14 protein-coding genes are annotated in these 16,334 nt (G+C 65.8%); 3 read left to right on the top strand and 11 right to left on the bottom strand.

Annotated elements, in window-relative coordinates; genetic code table 11:
* Positions 1 to 41 precede the first annotated feature (41 nt).
* Complete coding sequence (locus HV793_RS17350; protein ID WP_175213659.1) at positions 42 to 1,637, top strand: FAD-dependent monooxygenase; 1,596 nt, start codon at positions 42 to 44, stop codon at positions 1,635 to 1,637.
* Here HV793_RS17350 and HV793_RS17345 read toward each other — a convergent pair.
* Together HV793_RS17345 and HV793_RS17340 are read right to left on the bottom strand one after the other, a co-directional pair.
* Positions 1,586 to 2,635: an Lnb N-terminal periplasmic domain-containing protein gene (locus tag HV793_RS17345; RefSeq protein WP_175213658.1), complete on the bottom strand. Its 1,050-nt coding sequence runs from the start codon at positions 2,633 to 2,635 to the stop codon at positions 1,586 to 1,588. The two genes, HV793_RS17350 and HV793_RS17345, sit on opposite strands and share 52 nt — an antisense overlap.
* A gap of 27 nt (positions 2,636 to 2,662) precedes the next feature.
* Complete coding sequence (locus HV793_RS17340; RefSeq protein ID WP_175213657.1) at positions 2,663 to 4,060, bottom strand: HdeD family acid-resistance protein; 1,398 nt, start codon at positions 4,058 to 4,060, stop codon at positions 2,663 to 2,665.
* Positions 4,061 to 4,197: 137 nt separating this feature from the next.
* Between HV793_RS17340 and HV793_RS17335 the strand changes: the two genes are divergently transcribed.
* Entirely contained in the window at positions 4,198 to 4,614 is a 417-nt protein-coding gene (locus HV793_RS17335; protein WP_175162265.1) for a DUF1801 domain-containing protein, read from the top strand.
* A 27-nt stretch (positions 4,615 to 4,641) separates the two neighbouring features.
* Here HV793_RS17335 and HV793_RS17330 read toward each other — a convergent pair whose 3' ends face one another.
* The 9 genes from HV793_RS17330 to HV793_RS17290 all read right to left on the bottom strand — a co-directional run bounded on the left by HV793_RS17330 (position 4,642) and on the right by HV793_RS17290 (position 13,891).
* On the bottom strand, positions 4,642 to 6,033 hold the full coding sequence (locus tag HV793_RS17330; RefSeq protein WP_175213656.1) for an FAD-binding oxidoreductase: 1,392 nt from the start codon (positions 6,031 to 6,033) through the stop codon (positions 4,642 to 4,644).
* Positions 6,034 to 6,238: 205 nt separating this feature from the next.
* Positions 6,239 to 7,540 carry a UDP-N-acetylglucosamine 1-carboxyvinyltransferase gene (locus HV793_RS17325; protein ID WP_054456262.1) on the bottom strand — a complete coding sequence of 434 codons (1,302 nt, stop codon included), beginning with the start codon at positions 7,538 to 7,540 and terminating at the stop codon, positions 6,239 to 6,241.
* 87 nt (positions 7,541 to 7,627) lie between these two features.
* Positions 7,628 to 8,116, bottom strand: a complete 489-nt coding sequence (locus HV793_RS17320) for a hypothetical protein (protein WP_119451277.1) — start codon at positions 8,114 to 8,116, stop codon at positions 7,628 to 7,630.
* Between the two features lie 96 nt (positions 8,117 to 8,212).
* Positions 8,213 to 8,698 carry a nucleoside deaminase gene (locus tag HV793_RS17315; RefSeq protein WP_054456486.1) on the bottom strand — a complete coding sequence of 162 codons (486 nt, stop codon included), beginning with the start codon at positions 8,696 to 8,698 and terminating at the stop codon, positions 8,213 to 8,215.
* A gap of 102 nt (positions 8,699 to 8,800) precedes the next feature.
* Entirely contained in the window at positions 8,801 to 9,352 is a 552-nt protein-coding gene (locus HV793_RS17310; RefSeq protein ID WP_119451278.1) for a hypothetical protein, read from the bottom strand.
* A gap of 218 nt (positions 9,353 to 9,570) precedes the next feature.
* Complete coding sequence (locus HV793_RS17305; protein WP_199728328.1) at positions 9,571 to 10,320, bottom strand: DUF899 domain-containing protein; 750 nt, start codon at positions 10,318 to 10,320, stop codon at positions 9,571 to 9,573.
* A 172-nt stretch (positions 10,321 to 10,492) separates the two neighbouring features.
* Entirely contained in the window at positions 10,493 to 11,461 is a 969-nt protein-coding gene (locus HV793_RS17300) for a hypothetical protein (RefSeq protein WP_175213655.1), read from the bottom strand.
* 57 nt (positions 11,462 to 11,518) lie between these two features.
* A complete protein-coding gene (locus HV793_RS17295; protein WP_054456266.1) occupies positions 11,519 to 12,301 on the bottom strand; it encodes a bestrophin-like domain in 783 nt (260 codons plus the stop codon).
* 15 nt (positions 12,302 to 12,316) lie between these two features.
* Positions 12,317 to 13,891, bottom strand: a complete 1,575-nt coding sequence (locus HV793_RS17290; protein ID WP_175213654.1) for a GGDEF domain-containing protein — start codon at positions 13,889 to 13,891, stop codon at positions 12,317 to 12,319.
* Positions 13,892 to 14,254: 363 nt separating this feature from the next.
* Between HV793_RS17290 and HV793_RS17285 the strand changes: the two genes are divergently transcribed.
* A complete protein-coding gene (locus tag HV793_RS17285; protein ID WP_244958663.1) occupies positions 14,255 to 16,282 on the top strand; it encodes an alkyl/aryl-sulfatase in 2,028 nt (675 codons plus the stop codon).
* Positions 16,283 to 16,334: the final 52 nt, after the last annotated feature.

Below are 16,334 nucleotides of genomic sequence, written 5' to 3'. Positions count from 1 at the left end.
GGCGCAATCCAGGTCGCCTCGAAATTTCTCGAGGCGACATCATGGTGATTGCAACGACAGTCCTGGTGGTGGGCGCCGGTCCGGCGGGCCTGCTCACCGCCGCCGAGCTGCAACGGCGCGGCGTGCAGTGCCTGTTGATCGATGCGCACGAGCGGCCGCTGGAATGGGACCGCGCAACGGTGGTCCACCCCCGCTCGCTGGAGATCTTCGATTCGCTGGGCATCGTCGAGCCGCTGCTGGCCGCGGGCGTGAAGCAGCGCGGCGCGCGCATCCATGCCGACGGCAAGGTGCTGGGCGAGATCGATCTGGACCTTTGCGGCAGCCGCTACCCCTACAACATCGGGATTTCGGAAGAGGTCACGGAGTCCATCCTCGCCGACTATCTGTCCAGCCACGGCGGCGCCGTCCAGCGGGCCAGCAAGCTGGTGGATCTGCAGGAACGGCCGGACGGCATGCTGGCCAGGATCGAGCAGCCGGGCGGCGCAATCGAAGTGCTGGCCGAGTGGGTGATAGGCTGCGACGGCCACCACAGCACGGTGCGCGAGCTGACAGGCATCGAGCAGGACGGCCACGACATCAGCCAGCCTTGGGCGGTGTTCGACGCCGCGATCAGCGGCTGGCCCGAGATCTTCGAGGCCAATTACGCCTACCTGGACAGGATCCCGGTGATCCTGACGGCGCTGCCGGGCCAGCGCTGGCGCGTGTATCTGCGGCCTACTGCCGAAGACTCCGATCTGGTGGCCGATGCCTTGTCCACGCTGCGGCGCTATCTGCCCGAGGCGAATTTCGAGGACGTGGCCCATCCGGCGCGCTTCCGTTGCTACACCAAAGTCGCGCGGCAATTCCGGGCCGGTCGCATCCTGCTGGCCGGAGACGCCGCGCACACCTGCAGTCCGGCCCAAGGCCATGGCATGAATAGCGGCCTGCACGACGCCGTCAACCTGGCCTGGAAGCTTGCGCTGGTCTGCGGCGGCCAGTGCTCGGACAGTCTGCTGGACAGCTACCAGGCGGAGCGTCGGCCGGCCGCGCAGCGTGTGCTGGCGTCGGGCGACGAGGCCGAGAGCGCCCAGCTGGCCACTGATCCGGACGTGCTGCGCGAGCGCAATGCCGCCATCCGCAAAGCCTTCGAGGATGGCGCCTCGCAGCATCACGAGGCCGTTGCCGAGGCGGAGCTGGACATCGATTACCGCGATTCGCCCATCGTCATGGGAGACCGGCACGACCCGGTTTCGCCGGGCCAGCGGCTGCCCGACCAGATCCCGATACGCCTTGCGGCGGGCGGCGCGGGGATGTTGCATGAGCGCGCCCACCGCAAGGGCCATACAGTCTTCATCCTGGGCGGCCCGCGGACGTCTGCGGACGCGCTTGCCCAGGTTCGCGCCGCGATCGAGCCGCTATCGGACGGCGCCATCATCGAGGCCGTGGTCGCGCTGACGGCGAATGCGGATGTCGATGGCGTGGACGGCTATGTTGATCCCTCGGTGGTCGGAAGGCTCGGCGTGCGGCATATCCTCGTGCTGGCCGTCAGGGCGGACGGCCATGTCGGGCTGCGCTCGGAAGAAAGCCACCTGGAGACACTGGGCGCCTACTTGGCGCGGCTGCGCGCGCCGGCGCCGGGCACGGCCGCGCCATCCTGAGCGGGGGCGGGCGCCTGTGGCACGCCTGGCACGCCGCGCCGGATGTTGCGCGAGAATTCGGCCGCGTCCGCGGTGGCGCGGGCACGCTGCGTGTAATGGCCGGCCTGCCGATACGCCAACGGACTATCCGCTCCTTCCAGAGCATCCAGGCGGTACAGGTACTCGGGTAGATAACCCGAGAACAGCACGCGGTAATCCAGCGGCAACCCCGGCACGATCTGGTCGGCCAGCCGGTACACGATGGTGGTGCAGTTGCCCGTCAGCGTGTTGTAGAAACGCGGCTTGTCCGCCAGCCGGGTAGCGGTCTCCACATAGGCCAGGAACAGCTTGCGGGCCGCGCCGTCCGGCATGTGCACGCGGTACAGATAGCCTTCTTCGCCGCGCACATTGGTGCGCACGCGCAGGCTGTCTTCCTCGGTCGAGGCCAGCACCGACAACTCGTACTGGCGGAAGAAACCGCCAATTTCCGAGAACATGTCGTGCAGCTTGCGGCGTATCTCCACCGAGAACACCACGTACTGGCCATCCGCAAAGCCGAACGACACCAAGGCGTGCGCGATGGCGGGCCGGCCCCAGTAGGACAACGCCAGGTCTACCGATTCCAGGCGTGACAGGTCGTAGCTGTGGGTCTCCCAGCGTATGTCGTAATCGGTGCGCGACCGCCAGTCGAAGTTGCGCACGTTGCGCAGGGTGACGATGTCGCCCTCGACCGTTCCTTGCGTCTGGCGCGCCACCTCGGGCATCCACTGGCGCTCGTTGGACGGCCGCACACCCAGCCACCACCAGGCCAAGAGCGCCAGCAGCAGGGCGCCGAACAGCCAGGCAATCAAGGGCTGTCCGATAGACAGGCCGATCAGCGCGCCGGCCGCGAGCGCGAGCCAGGCCGCCGGCAGGACGGCGCGCGCGCGGCCGGGGAACGGCGATTGGAACCAGAGCGCCGCCGCGCCCCAGGCCGCGCCGGCCACGATGGCCACGCCGCTCACGATCTGCGCAATCATGGCGTCTTCACGCGCGTTGCGGGGCCGTCATTGCGCCCCTTGCGAGGACTCGGCCTGCTCCGCATTGCGGGCCTGAGCCTTGCGGTCCTGCTTGCGCCAGCCGGCGCGCATGCGCGCGATCTGGCGCAGCGCGTCCTGCGACATCTTCCACCAGCCGAACGGGCGCGGGTCGGCCAGCATGCTGAGCGCACGGGCATAGTCCAGCGTCAGGCCCGGGGTCCAGGCCATGGTCAGCGCGCGCTTGCGGATCTGCGCCGCCACCCACAGTTCCGGCGTCAGCAAAAGGCGCAGCAGCACGCGCCATCCGGCATCCGGGCCGTGCAAGCGGCCAACCACGCCGTCCAGCGCCGCCTCCAGCGCGCTGGACACGGAGCTGGAGCAGTTGCGGTGCGTCAGGTTGTAGATCTTGGTCTTGCGGTATTCGTCCCAGAAGGCCTGCAGCTTGGCTGCGTCGTAGTTGCGGATGCGCACCCGCATCGTGGACGGGGTCCAGGCCTTGGATTCGGTCGCGTAGTCGGGCTGGTACACGCCGGGCACGTTGTTTTCGGCCGTGGCGCGCAGCAGGGTGCCGAACTGTTCCGGAGAGTGGTCGATCTCCTGGGCCGGATACAGGCTGATGTACACGCCTTCCGGTGATTCCAGCGCGGCGTGGCCGGTCGACACCACGCCGTTGATGTCGACGGCGGCGATGTAGCGGTTCACCACGGGATAGTTGCGCGTCTCGGTCTTGGCCGAACCCGACGGCGTCCAGACGTGCACGGTCAGCGCGCGCTCCGATTCCAGCGGCGGGCCGTCGAACACCTTTTGCGCATGGGCGTCGGCGCGCGTGGGCATGAAGTCCGGATGCGGATTGACGTCCAGCGCCGGGTTGGAGTCCAGGTGGCGGACGCGGCGCGCCAGCGACAGCAGCCGCAGCCCTGTAAACGCCAGGAACAGGCCCAGGCAGTACGGCACCGTGCCGACGTAATGGGTCGGGTAGGGCTGGAAAAAGAAGATGGCCAACAGTATTTCGGCCACGCCCGAGGCAAAGACATAGCGCCAGCGGTCATAGCGCACCACGTAGGCGGCGGTGCACTGGATCAGGCCGTCCACCAGGAACATGAGGCCGAACAGCATGGACAGCGCGAAATGCCCGTGATGGTGGCCGATCAGGACCAGGATGCCCGCCGTCAGCACGATGGCGCCCTTGGCATAGCGCAGCACCCGCTGCCCCCCCACGCCGGACTTGGCGATCACCAGCGTGGCCAGGCCTTCGAGGACCAGCAGCGCCGCGAAGAAATTCAGCGGGAAATAGACGGCATTATCGAGCGCGTCGATGAACAGCGTGACGCCTGTAATGAAAAGCAGGCCGCCGATGACATACAGCCCGCGGGCGCGCTTGCGCAGGTAGTCCACGCCCAGCAGCAGCAAAACCAGATTGGCCATTGCGCTTGATTCTCCTCTTCCGTGACCCCGTTACGGTGCTAGCTATTTTGGTTTGCTAACCAAGTTAACAAATTTTCCGGGATCGATGCAGGTATTCTTTCTGACGCATCCGTCTGCGATCTTTCCCGGGACATGGCATGAACACCAAGACGAGCAACGCAACCAAAGAGGCAACGCAAGAGACGGCCTCCACCTTGATAGACGCCAGGATACGAGAATTGGACGACTGGCGCGGCCAGACGCTCGCGCGGGTCAGGGCCATCATCAGGCAGGCCGATCCCGGCGTAGTCGAGGAATGGAAATGGCGGGTGCCGGTGTGGTCGCACGACGGCATCATCTGTACCGGCGAAGCCTACAAAAGCGCCGTGAAACTGACCTTCGCCAAGGGTGCGGCGCTGGAGGATCCCTCCGGGCTCTTCAACGCCAGCCTGGACGGCAACACGCGGCGCGCCATCGATATCCGCGAGGGGGAAACGCTGGACGAAACGGCCCTGGCGGCGCTGATCCGAGCGGCCGCGGCCCTGAACGCGGCGGGGAAGTCCGGCGCCCGCTAGTCGGATTCCCCGCCGCGCAGGTCCGGTTCAAGGCGACGCCGGCTTGATGTTCTGGTTATGCCGGAACAGGTTCTGCGGGTCGTAGCGGGTCTTGGCCTGGACCAGCCGGTCGAAGTTAGGGCCGTAGGCCGCGCCCAGCCGCTCCGGTTCGTCCTGCGTCAGGAAGTTCACGTACACCCCTCCTTGCGCATAGGGCTCCGTGGTCCGGAACAGCGTCCGGGCCCACGCGATGCAGCGCTCGTCTTCTTCCGGAAAGTCCCAGCGGCCGTGCACGTTCATGGCGAACTGCGCCGAGCGGTGCGGATAGGCCATGGCGGACACCGGCACCTGCGCCGCTACGCCGCCGATGTAGCCCAGGAAGATCTCGCATTGCGGCGAAGGCAGGTTTTCCACCGCCGCCACTATGGCGTCGATCAGCCCGTCTTCCAGCCCGCCCAGATTGTGCGACTTCCAGTAATTGCGGGCGCCGGGTGTAAGCAGCGGGTCGAAGGCCTTTTGCCAGGCGGCGTAGGGCATGGGGCCCAGGTGCTCGCCATAAGGCGTGCCGAAGCCGCGCACCACTTCCACCGCGGCTGGGCCATTGGCCGGATCGCCCGAATAACACATGGCGAAGGCAACCATGGGCTTGCCGTGCACCGCTTGCGGCAGGAACGGCAGCGGCGGAGCCAGGCGCAGCACGGCCCAGACCGTCAGTTCCTGGGGCAGGGTCGCCAGCGCATCGCGGTACTTCGACAGCGCTTCTTTGCCCTGTTCCAGCGGCAGCACGACCAGGCCGCCATAAACCTCGGGTCCGACCGGATGCAGCTGGAATTCGAACATGGTGACCACGCCGAAATTGCCGCCGCCGCCCCGGATTGCCCAGAACAGATCCGGGTTGTCCTGTTCGCTGGCGTGCAGCAGCTTGCCATCCGCGGTGACGACATCGGCTGAGAGCAGGTTGTCGATGGTCATGCCGAACCTGCGGGTCAGCCAGCCGAAACCGCCGCCCAGCGTCAACCCGGCAACGCCGGTGGTGGAATTCACGCCCAGCGGCGTCGCCAAGCCGTAAGCCTGGGCCTCGTGGTCGAAATCGGCCAGCGTCGCGCCGGTCTCCACATAGGCCCGGGCGCGCACGGGATCGACGCGCACCGACTTCATCGGCGACAGGTCGATCATCATGCCGCCTTCGCAGACCGCGGTGCCCGCGATGTTGTGGCCTGCGCCGCGCACGGACAGGACCAGGCCGTTGTCGCGCGCGAAATCCACGGCGCGGCGCACGTCGGCGGCGCCGGCGCATCGGAAGATCACCGCCGGCCGGCGGTCTATCATCGCATTCCAGATCTTGCGGGCGTCGTCGTAACCGGGGTCGCCCGGGCAGAGGACCTGGCCTCGGGCTGAGGCTCTCAGATCATCCAGGGCGCTATCGGAAAGTTGGCTCATCACACACCTCCTTGAAGGTGCTGCTTCGTGAACAACCTTTGAAACTGGGGCCTGCGAAGCAGGCCCTGGCCGCCTATGGGTTCGGACGCGGCATGGAGTACGCCTCCTGCGTGAGAGGCCATGACCTAAGGAGGGCGGCGCGCCGCGCCGGGAGCCGGTCGGCCCGCTCCCGTTATGCGCGCCGTGGCGTGCGTATCTGGAAAGCTTACTCCTCGCTGGTCCATTCCACCTGCACGCCGAGGCTGCGCAGGTTTTCGACGAAGCGGGGATGCGCGCGGCGGATCGGCGTGGCGTTGCGGATTTCCGAGCGGCCGTCGATGCTGCTGGCGATCATGAAGAGCGCGATGGCGACGCGGATGATGTAGGGGCTTTCGACCACCGCGGGCGTCAGCGGCCGGCCGCCAAACGTGATCAGCCGGTGCGGATCGGACGAAAACACGTGCGCGCCGAACTTGGACAGCTCACCGGTCCAGCCCAGCGCGCCGTCGTAGACCTTGTTCCAGAACATGGCGTTGCCCTCGGCGCACACGCCCAGCGCGATGAAGATGGGCAGCAGGTCCACCGGGAAATAGGGCCATGGCGCCGCTTCGACCTTGGTCAGCACATTGCTGGTGAAGGGCGTCTGTACCTTCAAGGGGCCCGAGCGAAGCGCGCGCGACCAGCCGTTCTCGTGCACGATCTGCACGCCGAACTTGGCGAAGGTGCGGTCGATCAGCGGGAAGTTCGCGGGCGTGCTGTTGCGCACCACCACGTCGCCGCCCGTGATCGCGCCCAGCGCGAGAAAGGTGGTGATCTCGTGGAAGTCTTCCTCGAAGGTGAATTCGCCGCCTCCCAGGCTGACGCCGCCGCGCACCGTCAGCCGCGAGGTGCCGATGCCGTCGATGTCCGCGCCCATCATCGCCATGAAGCGGCAGAACTCCTGCACGTGCGGCTCGGAGGCGGCGTTGGTCAGCGTCGACTCGCCTTGCGCGGCGGCGGCGCACAGCACGAAGTTCTCGGTGGTCGTCACCGAGGCGTAGTCCAGCCAGTGGTGGGTCGGCTTCAACGGGCCGCTGCTGCGGACCAGCAGCGAGCCGCTGGCTCGTTCCACCTCGCCGCCGAAGGAGCGGAAGATGTCCACGTGCGGATCGATCTCGCGCACGCCCAGGGTGCAGCCCTTGACGTTGTCTTCCAGGCGCGCGACCCCGAAGCGCGCCAGCAGCGGCGGCACCAGCATGATGGAAGAGCGCATTTCCTCGGGCAGCCGGTGGCGGGCGGCGTCGAAGGCGGTGTCGCGGTGATGCAGGTCCAGGGTGCGGGTGGACTCGTCCAGCCGCACCTCGCTGCCCAGCGTGCGGAAGATGTCCAGGATCTTGCGCACGTCCGTGATGTCGGGCACGCCGTGCAGCCGCAGCGGCTGGTCCGTCAGCAGGGTGGCGCACAGCACAGGCAGGACCGCGTTCTTGTTGGCCGAAGGGATGACGCGGCCGCGCAAAGGGGTGCCGCCGTGGACGATGAGGTTGGACATGGAGCGAGTAGGGCCAGAAAAAACAGGGAGATGGGAGCTTGCGGAGCTCCGGTTAATTTCACACTTTAAGGGCGCACGGCGGCCGTGTCATGCCGGCCTGGCCGCGCCCGGGCCGGGATTCTTGCGGATCAGGACCCAGCCGCCTATGGTCAGCGCCAGGCCGGCCCCCAGATAAGGCAGGCCGAAAATCAGCGCCCAGAAAAACAGCGCCGTATAGGCGTCGTTGGCCGCCTGCTTGCCGCCGCTGGCCGGATTGAAGATGCCGGGTTCCATTGCAAGCACGGCGCCGAGCAGGTTCAGCAGGACGGCCAGGCCGAGCATGGCGCAGCCCCAGCCGATCAGGCGGCGAAAATTTGGAATGCGGACCAGCGCTGCGACTAGCGCCACGCCTATCAGCAGCGACACGACGCCCGTCGTGATCAGCATTCTGTCCAGCGCCGCCATATAGGCAAGCCCAGTCAAGTCCGCCAGCCCGAGCGCCTGCTGCATGACCGGATTGACGACGCCGCCGCTGGCCCAGGCGACTAGCAGGCCGAACGCGATGCTGGTGAGCCATTTGGTCAGGGCAGAGGGCATGCGGGAGTCCTGTTCATAGTGCGGTGCAGCGAGAATACTGCGGATTGCTGCTGACGATTGAGACGGGCGGTAACGGCGAACCGTGCAGGGCGCCGCCTAGCCGCGGCGGCGCATTCTTTCCTGGTGCAGCAGTTTGATCTGTTCGGCGAACTCCGGCACGGGACCTTCCACCGGTATGCCGTCCACGACTTCGGCAATGGCCAGCGGCCGCACCTTGGTCGTGGGGGCGACGCCCCATTCCCGCAGCCATTCCCGGTACTGGGCAGAAGAACTAGCATAGACGATCCGGCCCAGGCCCACCCAGCCATGCGCGGAGGCGCACATGGAGCAGTGCTCGCCCGAGGTATAGACGGTGCAGGCCGAGCGCTCGGCCGGCGGCAGATTGCTGGCGGCCCAGCGCGCGATCTCGAATTCCGGATGCCGCGTGCGGTCGCCGCTGGAGACATGGTTGTGGTCTTCGAACAGGACCACGCCGTCGGGTGAAACCAGCACCGAGCCGAAGGGTTCGTCGCCCGCTTCCAGCGCCTGTTTCGCCAGCTCGACGCAGCGCGCCAGGTGCTTCTTGTCCACTTCGGTGATCATGTAAACCTCCTCAGATATGCCGCGCGCCGTGGCGCCGGCGGACTGCGGCATGAGGAGGCCGCCGGCATCGATGCGCAAGCATAGCCTTCTTGCAGGCTGGGCTCAGTAGTACACGTCCACGTAGTCCGTCAGCCCGCCGCAGGCTTCCATCTGCTGCAGGCGCCAGTACTTGCGCTTGCCGGTCGCGCGGAACTCGAACTCGCCATTGCGTTCGCAGCGGCGGCCTTTGTCCGGCGCGTCCAGGATCAGGATCGTGCCGCGGAAGATAAAGCGGTCGCTGGCGATGGAGACGATATCGCCCTTGATCTTCAGCGTGCCTTCGTGGTTGGCCTGCGTGCCCTCGATGCGCACCACGTCGTTTTCATCCGTCGCGGTCAGGTGGCCGCGCTGCGCGGACCAGAGCCATTGCAGGGTGATGCCGCTGTTGTTCATCAGGCGCTCATAGGCGGCCTGGTTCTGGATGTCGGTCTTCTGCACTGAACCCGAGGGCGCTGCCGTGGCGGGTGCAGCGGCAGGCGCGCCGTGCGCCTTGATCGGCGGTACGGCCATGGCCGGCGCGGTTGCCGCAAGCGCCAGGCCCGCCGCCAGCAGCAGGCCGGACATCCGCTTTTTTCCCTGGGCGATGATCGTGTCGCTCTCGAGGTTCTTGTGCATGGGTTCTCGTCAAATAGGGGTAGGAGGGCGCAGCGGCCCGGCAACAGCCGCCTGACGGGGACGCTGGGGATGCGCCTGGGCCGAAGGTCGGCGGGCGCATAAATTAGCACGGTCATCGGACCCCGATAATTGCTGTTGTTTGAGCTTGTGTATCTATTGGTTATTTTAATTACCAATGAATACGGCAAGCGGCCGCGCCCGGCCAGCCGCCCGCCCGCTCACCGTTTGGTGGCTGCGCTCTGCGCCCGGAATGCGGCCTCGCCCGCATCGGAAATCTCGACCCATTTTCTGTCCGGCGGCGCGTCCGGCACATAGCTGTCGTGCCAGTTCCACCACTTGTAGGTCGGGGTCTGCGGATAGCCTTCGGGAGAATCCTCCCAGACTTCCTGGCGGCCCAGCGGCGTGATGTCCAGGTAGTTCCAGGTGCCGCCCATCTGCTCGTCGCCGCGGTTGTTGAGGAAATAGGTGCGGAAGATGCGGTCTCCGTCGCGGTAGAACACATTGGTGCCATGCCACTCGTCCACGCCGAAGTCGGTATCGAAGCCATCGGTCAGCGTGTACCAGGGCATCTTCCAATCCATCTGCGCTTTCAGCCGCGCAATGTCCGCCTGCGGCGCCCGGGACAGGAAGACCAGCGTGGTGTCGCGGGCGTTCAGATGCGCCAGATGCGCGACCTGGTCGGCCACCATGGAGCAGCCGCGGCAGGCGTGCTCCGGCCAGCCATACACGCCCGGCTCGAAGAAGGCGCGGTAGACGATCAGTTGGCGGCGGCCGTCGAACAGGTCGGGCAGGGCGAGCATGCCCGACGGGCCTTCGAACGCATAGGCCTTGGTCACTGGCGTCCAGGGCATGCGCCGGCGTTCGGCGGCCAGCGCATCGCGGGCGCGGGTGTGGGCTTTTTCCTTGACCAGCAGTTGCTGGCGGGCGGTTTCCCAGTCCTGGGGCGAGACGACCGGGGGCGTGCGCATGGGCGCGCCATTGCTTGATGCAGTCATGATTTCCTACCTCCTTATCGCGGGCCGAGGCCCTGGCGCAAGGGTCTGCGCGCAGACTGGCTGCTCGGCGGCCTGGAAACAGTCTGGCATCGCCGGGCGGAGAGGGGGGAGTAACAAATCCGGCGCAATTCCGCCGGCGGCCGGTTCAGAAGCTCACTGCCAGCCCGACGGAGAAGCCCGACACATTGGTGCCGAACACATAGCGGCCCACCAGCCGGGTGCGGGTGATGATCACGTCATAGGCGCTGGAATCCAGCTCCAGGCCGGCGCCCACGGAGGTCAGCCGGTCGAATCCCAGGATGCCGCGCTGGTCGCCCAGGAACTCAGAGTGCGTCAGCTCCAGCACGTAGCGCAGCGGCCGTTGCAGCATGACGAATCCCGTTGGCGCACGGTAGCGCGCCCACAGATTGGCCGATTGCGCCGTGGCGTGGCCCTCGACGGCGGCAGAACTGTTGAAGCTCTGCAGGCGCATGTCGGAATAGCGCAGCTCCACGTCGACCTCGTAACCGGGGCGGTAATGCTCATAGTCCAGCATCAGCGAGCCGCCCAGGCCATAGGCGTTGAGCGAACCCTTGTCCAGGAAGCTGATGTCCTTGCCAGTCTGGCGGCCCACATACCAGCTGGCGGCGCGCAGGTCGCTGGTGACGTTGCCCAGCGCAAAATTGAAGATGGGCCGCAGCTTCAGTTCGTCGGTCAGCTTGAAGTCCCAGCCTATGCCGCCGGTGGCCGAAAAGCTGTTCCACTTGGTGGGGATGCTGCGGGATTCGGCGCCCTGCGTGGCGACGAAGGTCGGATCGTAGCGGCTGGCGGCCAGCACGCCTTCCAGGTAGATGGGGACCGATTTGGAGATGGTGTCGCCGCCGCCCAGCTGCGTCATGGCGAATTCGCTGGACCCCGAGACCGATCCGCTGCCTCCGCCTATGTTCAGGGAACTGGTCGTGATGTCGGGCACGATGGAGAACGACATGATCGCGAGCACCCCGTTGGCGCGCTTTTGCAGGTCGTCCTGGCTTAGCCGCAGGCCCTGGGCCATGGCAGGAGCAAAGATTGCGCTGCCAAGCAGCGCGAGCAACCAGCCTGAACGCCGTATCACCATCATCACGGGCGGGGGCATGTCATCTCCGGAATGAATGCGTGTCCAACAGCAGCCGGCCTTGCGGCGTCAGCGAATCTACTTGGCCGCGGCAGGCGGGTCAACCATGGCCTGCCGCTGGGCGGCCAGCAGCGCATCGCTCTGGTCGATCCGAATCGTGCCTATGCGTGGAAACTCGAAGTCCACGATGATGTATATCGCAGCGGTCATGACCACGGCATAGACCAGTTGATGCAGCAGGCTGTCGCGTTGGGACAAGGCCAGTTTCGATCCGATGAGGCAGGCGCACACCAGGGCCAGAAAGACCAGAAAGGCATAGGTCGCGACGGGCGGGTGAACCTTCTGCGCCACGGTCTGCGCGGTGGACACGTCGAACATGTCGTTGACTGCGCCCACATACGACGCGGCAAAGGGCGGCACGGCATGGCGGGCCGCGCTCATGGAGGTGGTCCAGATTTCTTTCTGCAGGGCCCCCACGCGGGCCGCAATCGCTTCGCGTTGATCCAGCGCGGCGACGTGGCTGTAATACTCGATGCGGCTGTCGACATAGCGGCGGAACTGCTCGCGCAGCTTGGGCTGGTCGGCGGCATCGAGCATGTCGATGCGCAGCCACGCCGTCCCGATGGCATTGACCTCCTGGACCAGCAGGTCGCGGCGCTCGGCCATGCGCTGGGCCGCGCCCGAAAACGTGAAGGCCACCAACAGGCCCAGCAGCGCGAACACGGATGCCTCGATGGCGGCGGTCCCCGCGCCGCTTTTGTCGTCCGCGCCATGTCCGAGCCGTCTTCCGATTCTCATGGCAAGCAGCAGCAGCGCGAAGAACAGGACAGCCAAACCCGCCAGCAAGAGGGAATAGTTCATTTGGTCACCGTGTGTTCAATTGCGCTTGTTCGGAGGGGACTGTTCGGTGGCGGCGCGGTCGCGCCATAGCGTCACGCGGTTGCGGCCTAGCTGCTTGGATTCGTAGAGCGCTTCGTCCGCCCGCCGTATGACGTCGGCGGCGGATTCCCCGTCCTGCGGCCAGAGCGCGACGCCGATCGACACGGTTACACGGCCCACGCTGTCCGGCATAAGGCGTCGGGCTACGGCGGTGCGCAGGCGCTCGGCGATCTCGCACGCCTTTTCGGCCGAGCCGGTAGGCAACAGGGCGATGAACTCTTCTCCGCCCACCCTGAAGGCGCGATCCTGGTCGCGCAGGCCGGCGCGGATTACCTCGGCCAGTGCGATCAGCACTTTGTCGCCCGTCATGTGGCCGAAGCTGTCATTGATGCGCTTGAAGTGGTCCAGATCCATGGCGATGACGGCCACGGATGCGCCATCGGCCGCGTAGGCGTCCAGCACGTCGGTCATGGCGCGGCGGTTCAATAGTCCGGTCATGGGATCCGTCAGCGCCTGGGTATTCAGGCGACCCACCTCGTCCTGATGCTGGTTTAGCGTCAGCTCCACCGCGTCGCGCAAGGTGTCGGCCTCGGCATACCATGCGTTGAGCCGCCCGAGGTCCACGCCAGGCGATTTGCCCGCGCTCATGGCGCGCGTCAGACGCGACAGCGGCGAGGCGATGGCATAGGCCAGGCCGCATACCAGTAACAGCGTGAGCACGATGGCCGGGATGGCCGAGCGCAGGGCATCCCCGAGCAATTCGCGCAGCGGCGACAGCACCTGATCCAGCGAACGTTGAGCCACCACGGCCCAATTGCCCTTGGCCAAAGGCGCGTAGCCGATCAATACGGCGCCGCCGTCCGCCTTCGGATAAAGGGCGGCGCCGCCGTGCCGTGCAGGCTCCAGGCTGGCCAGATCGAACGTCCCGGCAGGGGCATGCCTGCGGTACAGCACGTCGCCGTTGCTGCCGACCAGGAACACCGACATGCCGGCGATTTCGTCGCGGTCGCCGATGATGCGGTCCATGCCGCTGCCGGCGTCCAGCGTGATGGCGATGGCCAGGTAGGCCAGGGGCGCGCCGGCCGCGTCTTCCACGGGTTCGGCCACGGTAAGCACCGCGGCTTGCGCCCCGGGTATTGTCGTCACCCAGGACGCTGGGCCCTGGGCGCTTATGCCCAGGTCGGCAAGACGCAGGACCTTGGCATCCGCGAGCTGTCCCATGGGGGAACGGGCGACGATACGGCCCTCGGCGTCGGCCAGCATGACCGCGTGCAGCGAATCGATCTGGCCGGCCAGGCGCTGCAACTCATCCTGCAGCGCTTGGGGCTTGCCCAGGGACCCCGGAAGCCGGTCGGCGGCGCTCCGGGCTTGGCGGTGCAACGCGGCGACATAGACGTCGATGACCTCGGCCAGTTTTTCGGCGCGCGCGTGGTTGGCGGCCAGCGCGTTCTTGATGATCTGCGCCTTCTGTACCTGGTAGCTCGAGTACATGGCGTTGGAAAAGCCGACGGCAACGCTCAGCACGGCCAGGGCGACCAGTACCGCAAGCAGGCCGATTTTGCGCTTGCGCATGCCTGCGTGGCTAGACCGGGGGCTCATCGAAGCTCCATGCAATATGCCATGCCTGGGGTGGGTATCGACCGCGTTCAGTCTGACAAAGATAAATGGAGGCGCCGCCGTTCGCAATGCGAAACGTGATTAATTGCAATCCACGATTGATTTAGAAGGAAAAATGTGTAGGCTTTGTTCGATACAGCCAACACCCCGTCGCATGCGATCGCTCATCCGGGCTGATTCCTTTCTCCTCCGGCGCGTCGGCCTCACGCTTCGTCCCCTGCAAGTTTGATCTTGTCCTCTGCATTCGCCTGACTCAGTTGCTTGCCGGACCGCCATATTCAGGGTGGTTTGTCCTCTACCCGTCTGGAGAAAATGATCATGAAGCTGCTTCGCCGCGCGACCGATTTCCATGCACAGCAACGCCTGCCGTCCAGGCGCCGTCGTTGCTCGGCGCCAGCCGCATTGACGGCCCTGGCGTTCGCGCTTGCAGCGCCGGCATGGGCGGCTAATGGACCCAAGCCCGCCGAGGCCTCCACCAAGGAGGCCAACGCGGCCCTTCTGAAGGAATTGCCGTTCTCGGACAAGACCGCTTTCGAATTGGCCCATAAAGGCTTCATCGCGCCGCTGCCCGCCGGCATGATCAAGGGCGCCGAGGGCAACCTGGTCTGGGATTCGGACAAGTACGGCTTCATCAAGGAAGGCTCGGATGCGCCCGACACCGTCAATCCCAGTCTGTGGCGCCAGGCGCAACTGATCAATATTTCGGGCCTGTTCCAGGTGATGGACGGGATCTACCAGGTCCGCAATCAGGACCTGTCGAACATGACCATCGTCGAAGGCAAGGAAGGCCTGACGATCATGGATCCGCTGATCTCCACCGAAACGGCCAAGGCCGCGCTGGACCTCTACTATCAGCACCGTCCCAAGAAGCCTGTCGTGGCCGTCATCTACACCCATAGCCACGTGGACCACTACGGCGGCGTGCGCGGCGTGGTCGACGAGGCCGAGGTGAAGGCGGGCAAGGTCAAGATCTATGCCCCGCTGGGATTCCTGGAACACGCCGTGGCCGAAAACGTGATGGCCGGCACGGCCATGAGCCGCCGCGCCAGCTATATGTACGGCAACCTGCTGCCGCCCAGCGCGACGGGCCAGGTGGGCGCGGGCCTGGGCACGACGACCTCGGCGGGCACGGTCACGCTGATTCCGCCCACCGACATCATCGAGAAGACCGGCGAAAAGCGCACCATCGACGGCCTGACCTATGAATTCCTGTACGCGCCCGGCAGCGAAGCGCCTGCCGAGATGCTGTACTACATCAGGGAAAAGAAGGCGCTCAACACGGCCGAGGACTCCACCCACACGCTGCACAACACCTATTCCCTGCGCGGCGCCAAGATCCGCGATCCGCTGGCCTGGTCGAAGTACCTGAACGAGGCCCTGAACCTGTGGGGCGACGATGTCGAAGTGATGTACGCCATGCACCACTGGCCGGTCTGGAACAACAAGGACGTGCGCGAACAGCTGAGCCTGCAGCGTGACATGTACCGCTACATCAACGACGAGACCTTGCGCCTGGCCAACATGGGCTACAACAAGGAAGAGATCGCCGAACAGGTCAAGCTGCCCAAGTCCATTGCCAGCAAGTTCTCCAACCGCGGCTATTACGGCTCCGTCAACCACAACGTCCGCGCGACCTACGTGCTCTACCTGGGCTGGTTCAACGGCAACCCCGCCACCTTGCACACCCTGCCCATCGAAGAGGGCGCCAAGCGCTACGTCGACATGATGGGCGGCGTGGACGCCGTGGTGAAAAAGGCGCGCGAATACTATGCCAAGGGCGACTATCGCTGGGTGGCCGAGGTGGTCAACTACGCGGTGTTCGCCGATCCGAAGAACCAGGAGGCGCGCAACCTGCAGGCCGATGCGCTGGAGCAGTTGGGCTACCAGGCCGAAAGCGGCCCGTGGCGCAACTTCTACCTGACCGGCGCGAAGGAACTGCGTGAAGGCGTGCAGAAGCTGCCGGTGCCGGACACCGCCAGCCCGGACACCGTGCGCGCCATGACGCTGGACATGCTGTTCGACTACTTCGCGGTGCGGCTGAACCGCGAGAAGACCGAGGGCAAGCACGTCGTGCTGAACGTGGATTTCACCGACACGAAGCAGAAGTACATGCTGGAAATGGCCAACAGCGTGCTGAACCATTCCGAAGGCAAGGCGGCCAAGGATCCCAGCGCCAGCGTGTCGCTTAGCCGCGAGACGCTCAACAACATCATGCTGAAGCAGACCACGCTGAAGGACGCCATGGCCAAGGGCGACGTCAAGGTCAGCGGCGATCAGGCCAAGCTGGCCGAAGTGTTTGGGGCGCTGGATGATTTCCCGTTCTGGTTCAACATCGTGACGCCGTAAGGCGGGATGCGAGAGGCCGATCCAGGCCTCTCGCCACATGCGCCGAAGTCTC

Origin of the sequence: Achromobacter aegrifaciens (assembly GCF_902859965.1) — a bacterium.
Classification (GTDB): Bacteria; Pseudomonadota; Gammaproteobacteria; order Burkholderiales; family Burkholderiaceae_B; genus Achromobacter; species Achromobacter aegrifaciens.
Note: the sequence above shows the minus strand (reverse complement) of the source record. Positions and strands in the feature narration are given on the sequence as shown.

What these genes read in the sequence shown, in the direction of transcription:
- HV793_RS17295 (WP_054456266.1), bottom strand. Translation starts at nt 12,301, where the DNA reads ATGAACTATTCCCTCTTGCTGGCGGGTTTGGCTGTCCTGTTCTTCGCG.
- HV793_RS17350 (WP_175213659.1), top strand. Translation starts at nt 42, where the DNA reads ATGGTGATTGCAACGACAGTCCTGGTGGTGGGCGCCGGTCCGGCGGGC.
- HV793_RS17290 (WP_175213654.1), bottom strand. Translation starts at nt 13,891, where the DNA reads ATGCGCAAGCGCAAAATCGGCCTGCTTGCGGTACTGGTCGCCCTGGCC.
- HV793_RS17340 (WP_175213657.1), bottom strand. Translation starts at nt 4,060, where the DNA reads ATGGCCAATCTGGTTTTGCTGCTGCTGGGCGTGGACTACCTGCGCAAG.
- HV793_RS17300 (WP_175213655.1), bottom strand. Translation starts at nt 11,461, where the DNA reads ATGCCCCCGCCCGTGATGATGGTGATACGGCGTTCAGGCTGGTTGCTC.
- HV793_RS17315 (WP_054456486.1), bottom strand. Translation starts at nt 8,698, where the DNA reads ATGATCACCGAAGTGGACAAGAAGCACCTGGCGCGCTGCGTCGAGCTG.
- HV793_RS17310 (WP_119451278.1), bottom strand. Translation starts at nt 9,352, where the DNA reads ATGCACAAGAACCTCGAGAGCGACACGATCATCGCCCAGGGAAAAAAG.
- HV793_RS17345 (WP_175213658.1), bottom strand. Translation starts at nt 2,635, where the DNA reads ATGATTGCGCAGATCGTGAGCGGCGTGGCCATCGTGGCCGGCGCGGCC.
- HV793_RS17320 (WP_119451277.1), bottom strand. Translation starts at nt 8,116, where the DNA reads ATGCCCTCTGCCCTGACCAAATGGCTCACCAGCATCGCGTTCGGCCTG.
- HV793_RS17330 (WP_175213656.1), bottom strand. Translation starts at nt 6,033, where the DNA reads ATGAGCCAACTTTCCGATAGCGCCCTGGATGATCTGAGAGCCTCAGCC.
- HV793_RS17305 (WP_199728328.1), bottom strand. Translation starts at nt 10,320, where the DNA reads ATGCGCACGCCCCCGGTCGTCTCGCCCCAGGACTGGGAAACCGCCCGC.
- HV793_RS17335 (WP_175162265.1), top strand. Translation starts at nt 4,198, where the DNA reads ATGAACACCAAGACGAGCAACGCAACCAAAGAGGCAACGCAAGAGACG.
- HV793_RS17285 (WP_244958663.1), top strand. Translation starts at nt 14,255, where the DNA reads ATGAAGCTGCTTCGCCGCGCGACCGATTTCCATGCACAGCAACGCCTG.
- HV793_RS17325 (WP_054456262.1), bottom strand. Translation starts at nt 7,540, where the DNA reads ATGTCCAACCTCATCGTCCACGGCGGCACCCCTTTGCGCGGCCGCGTC.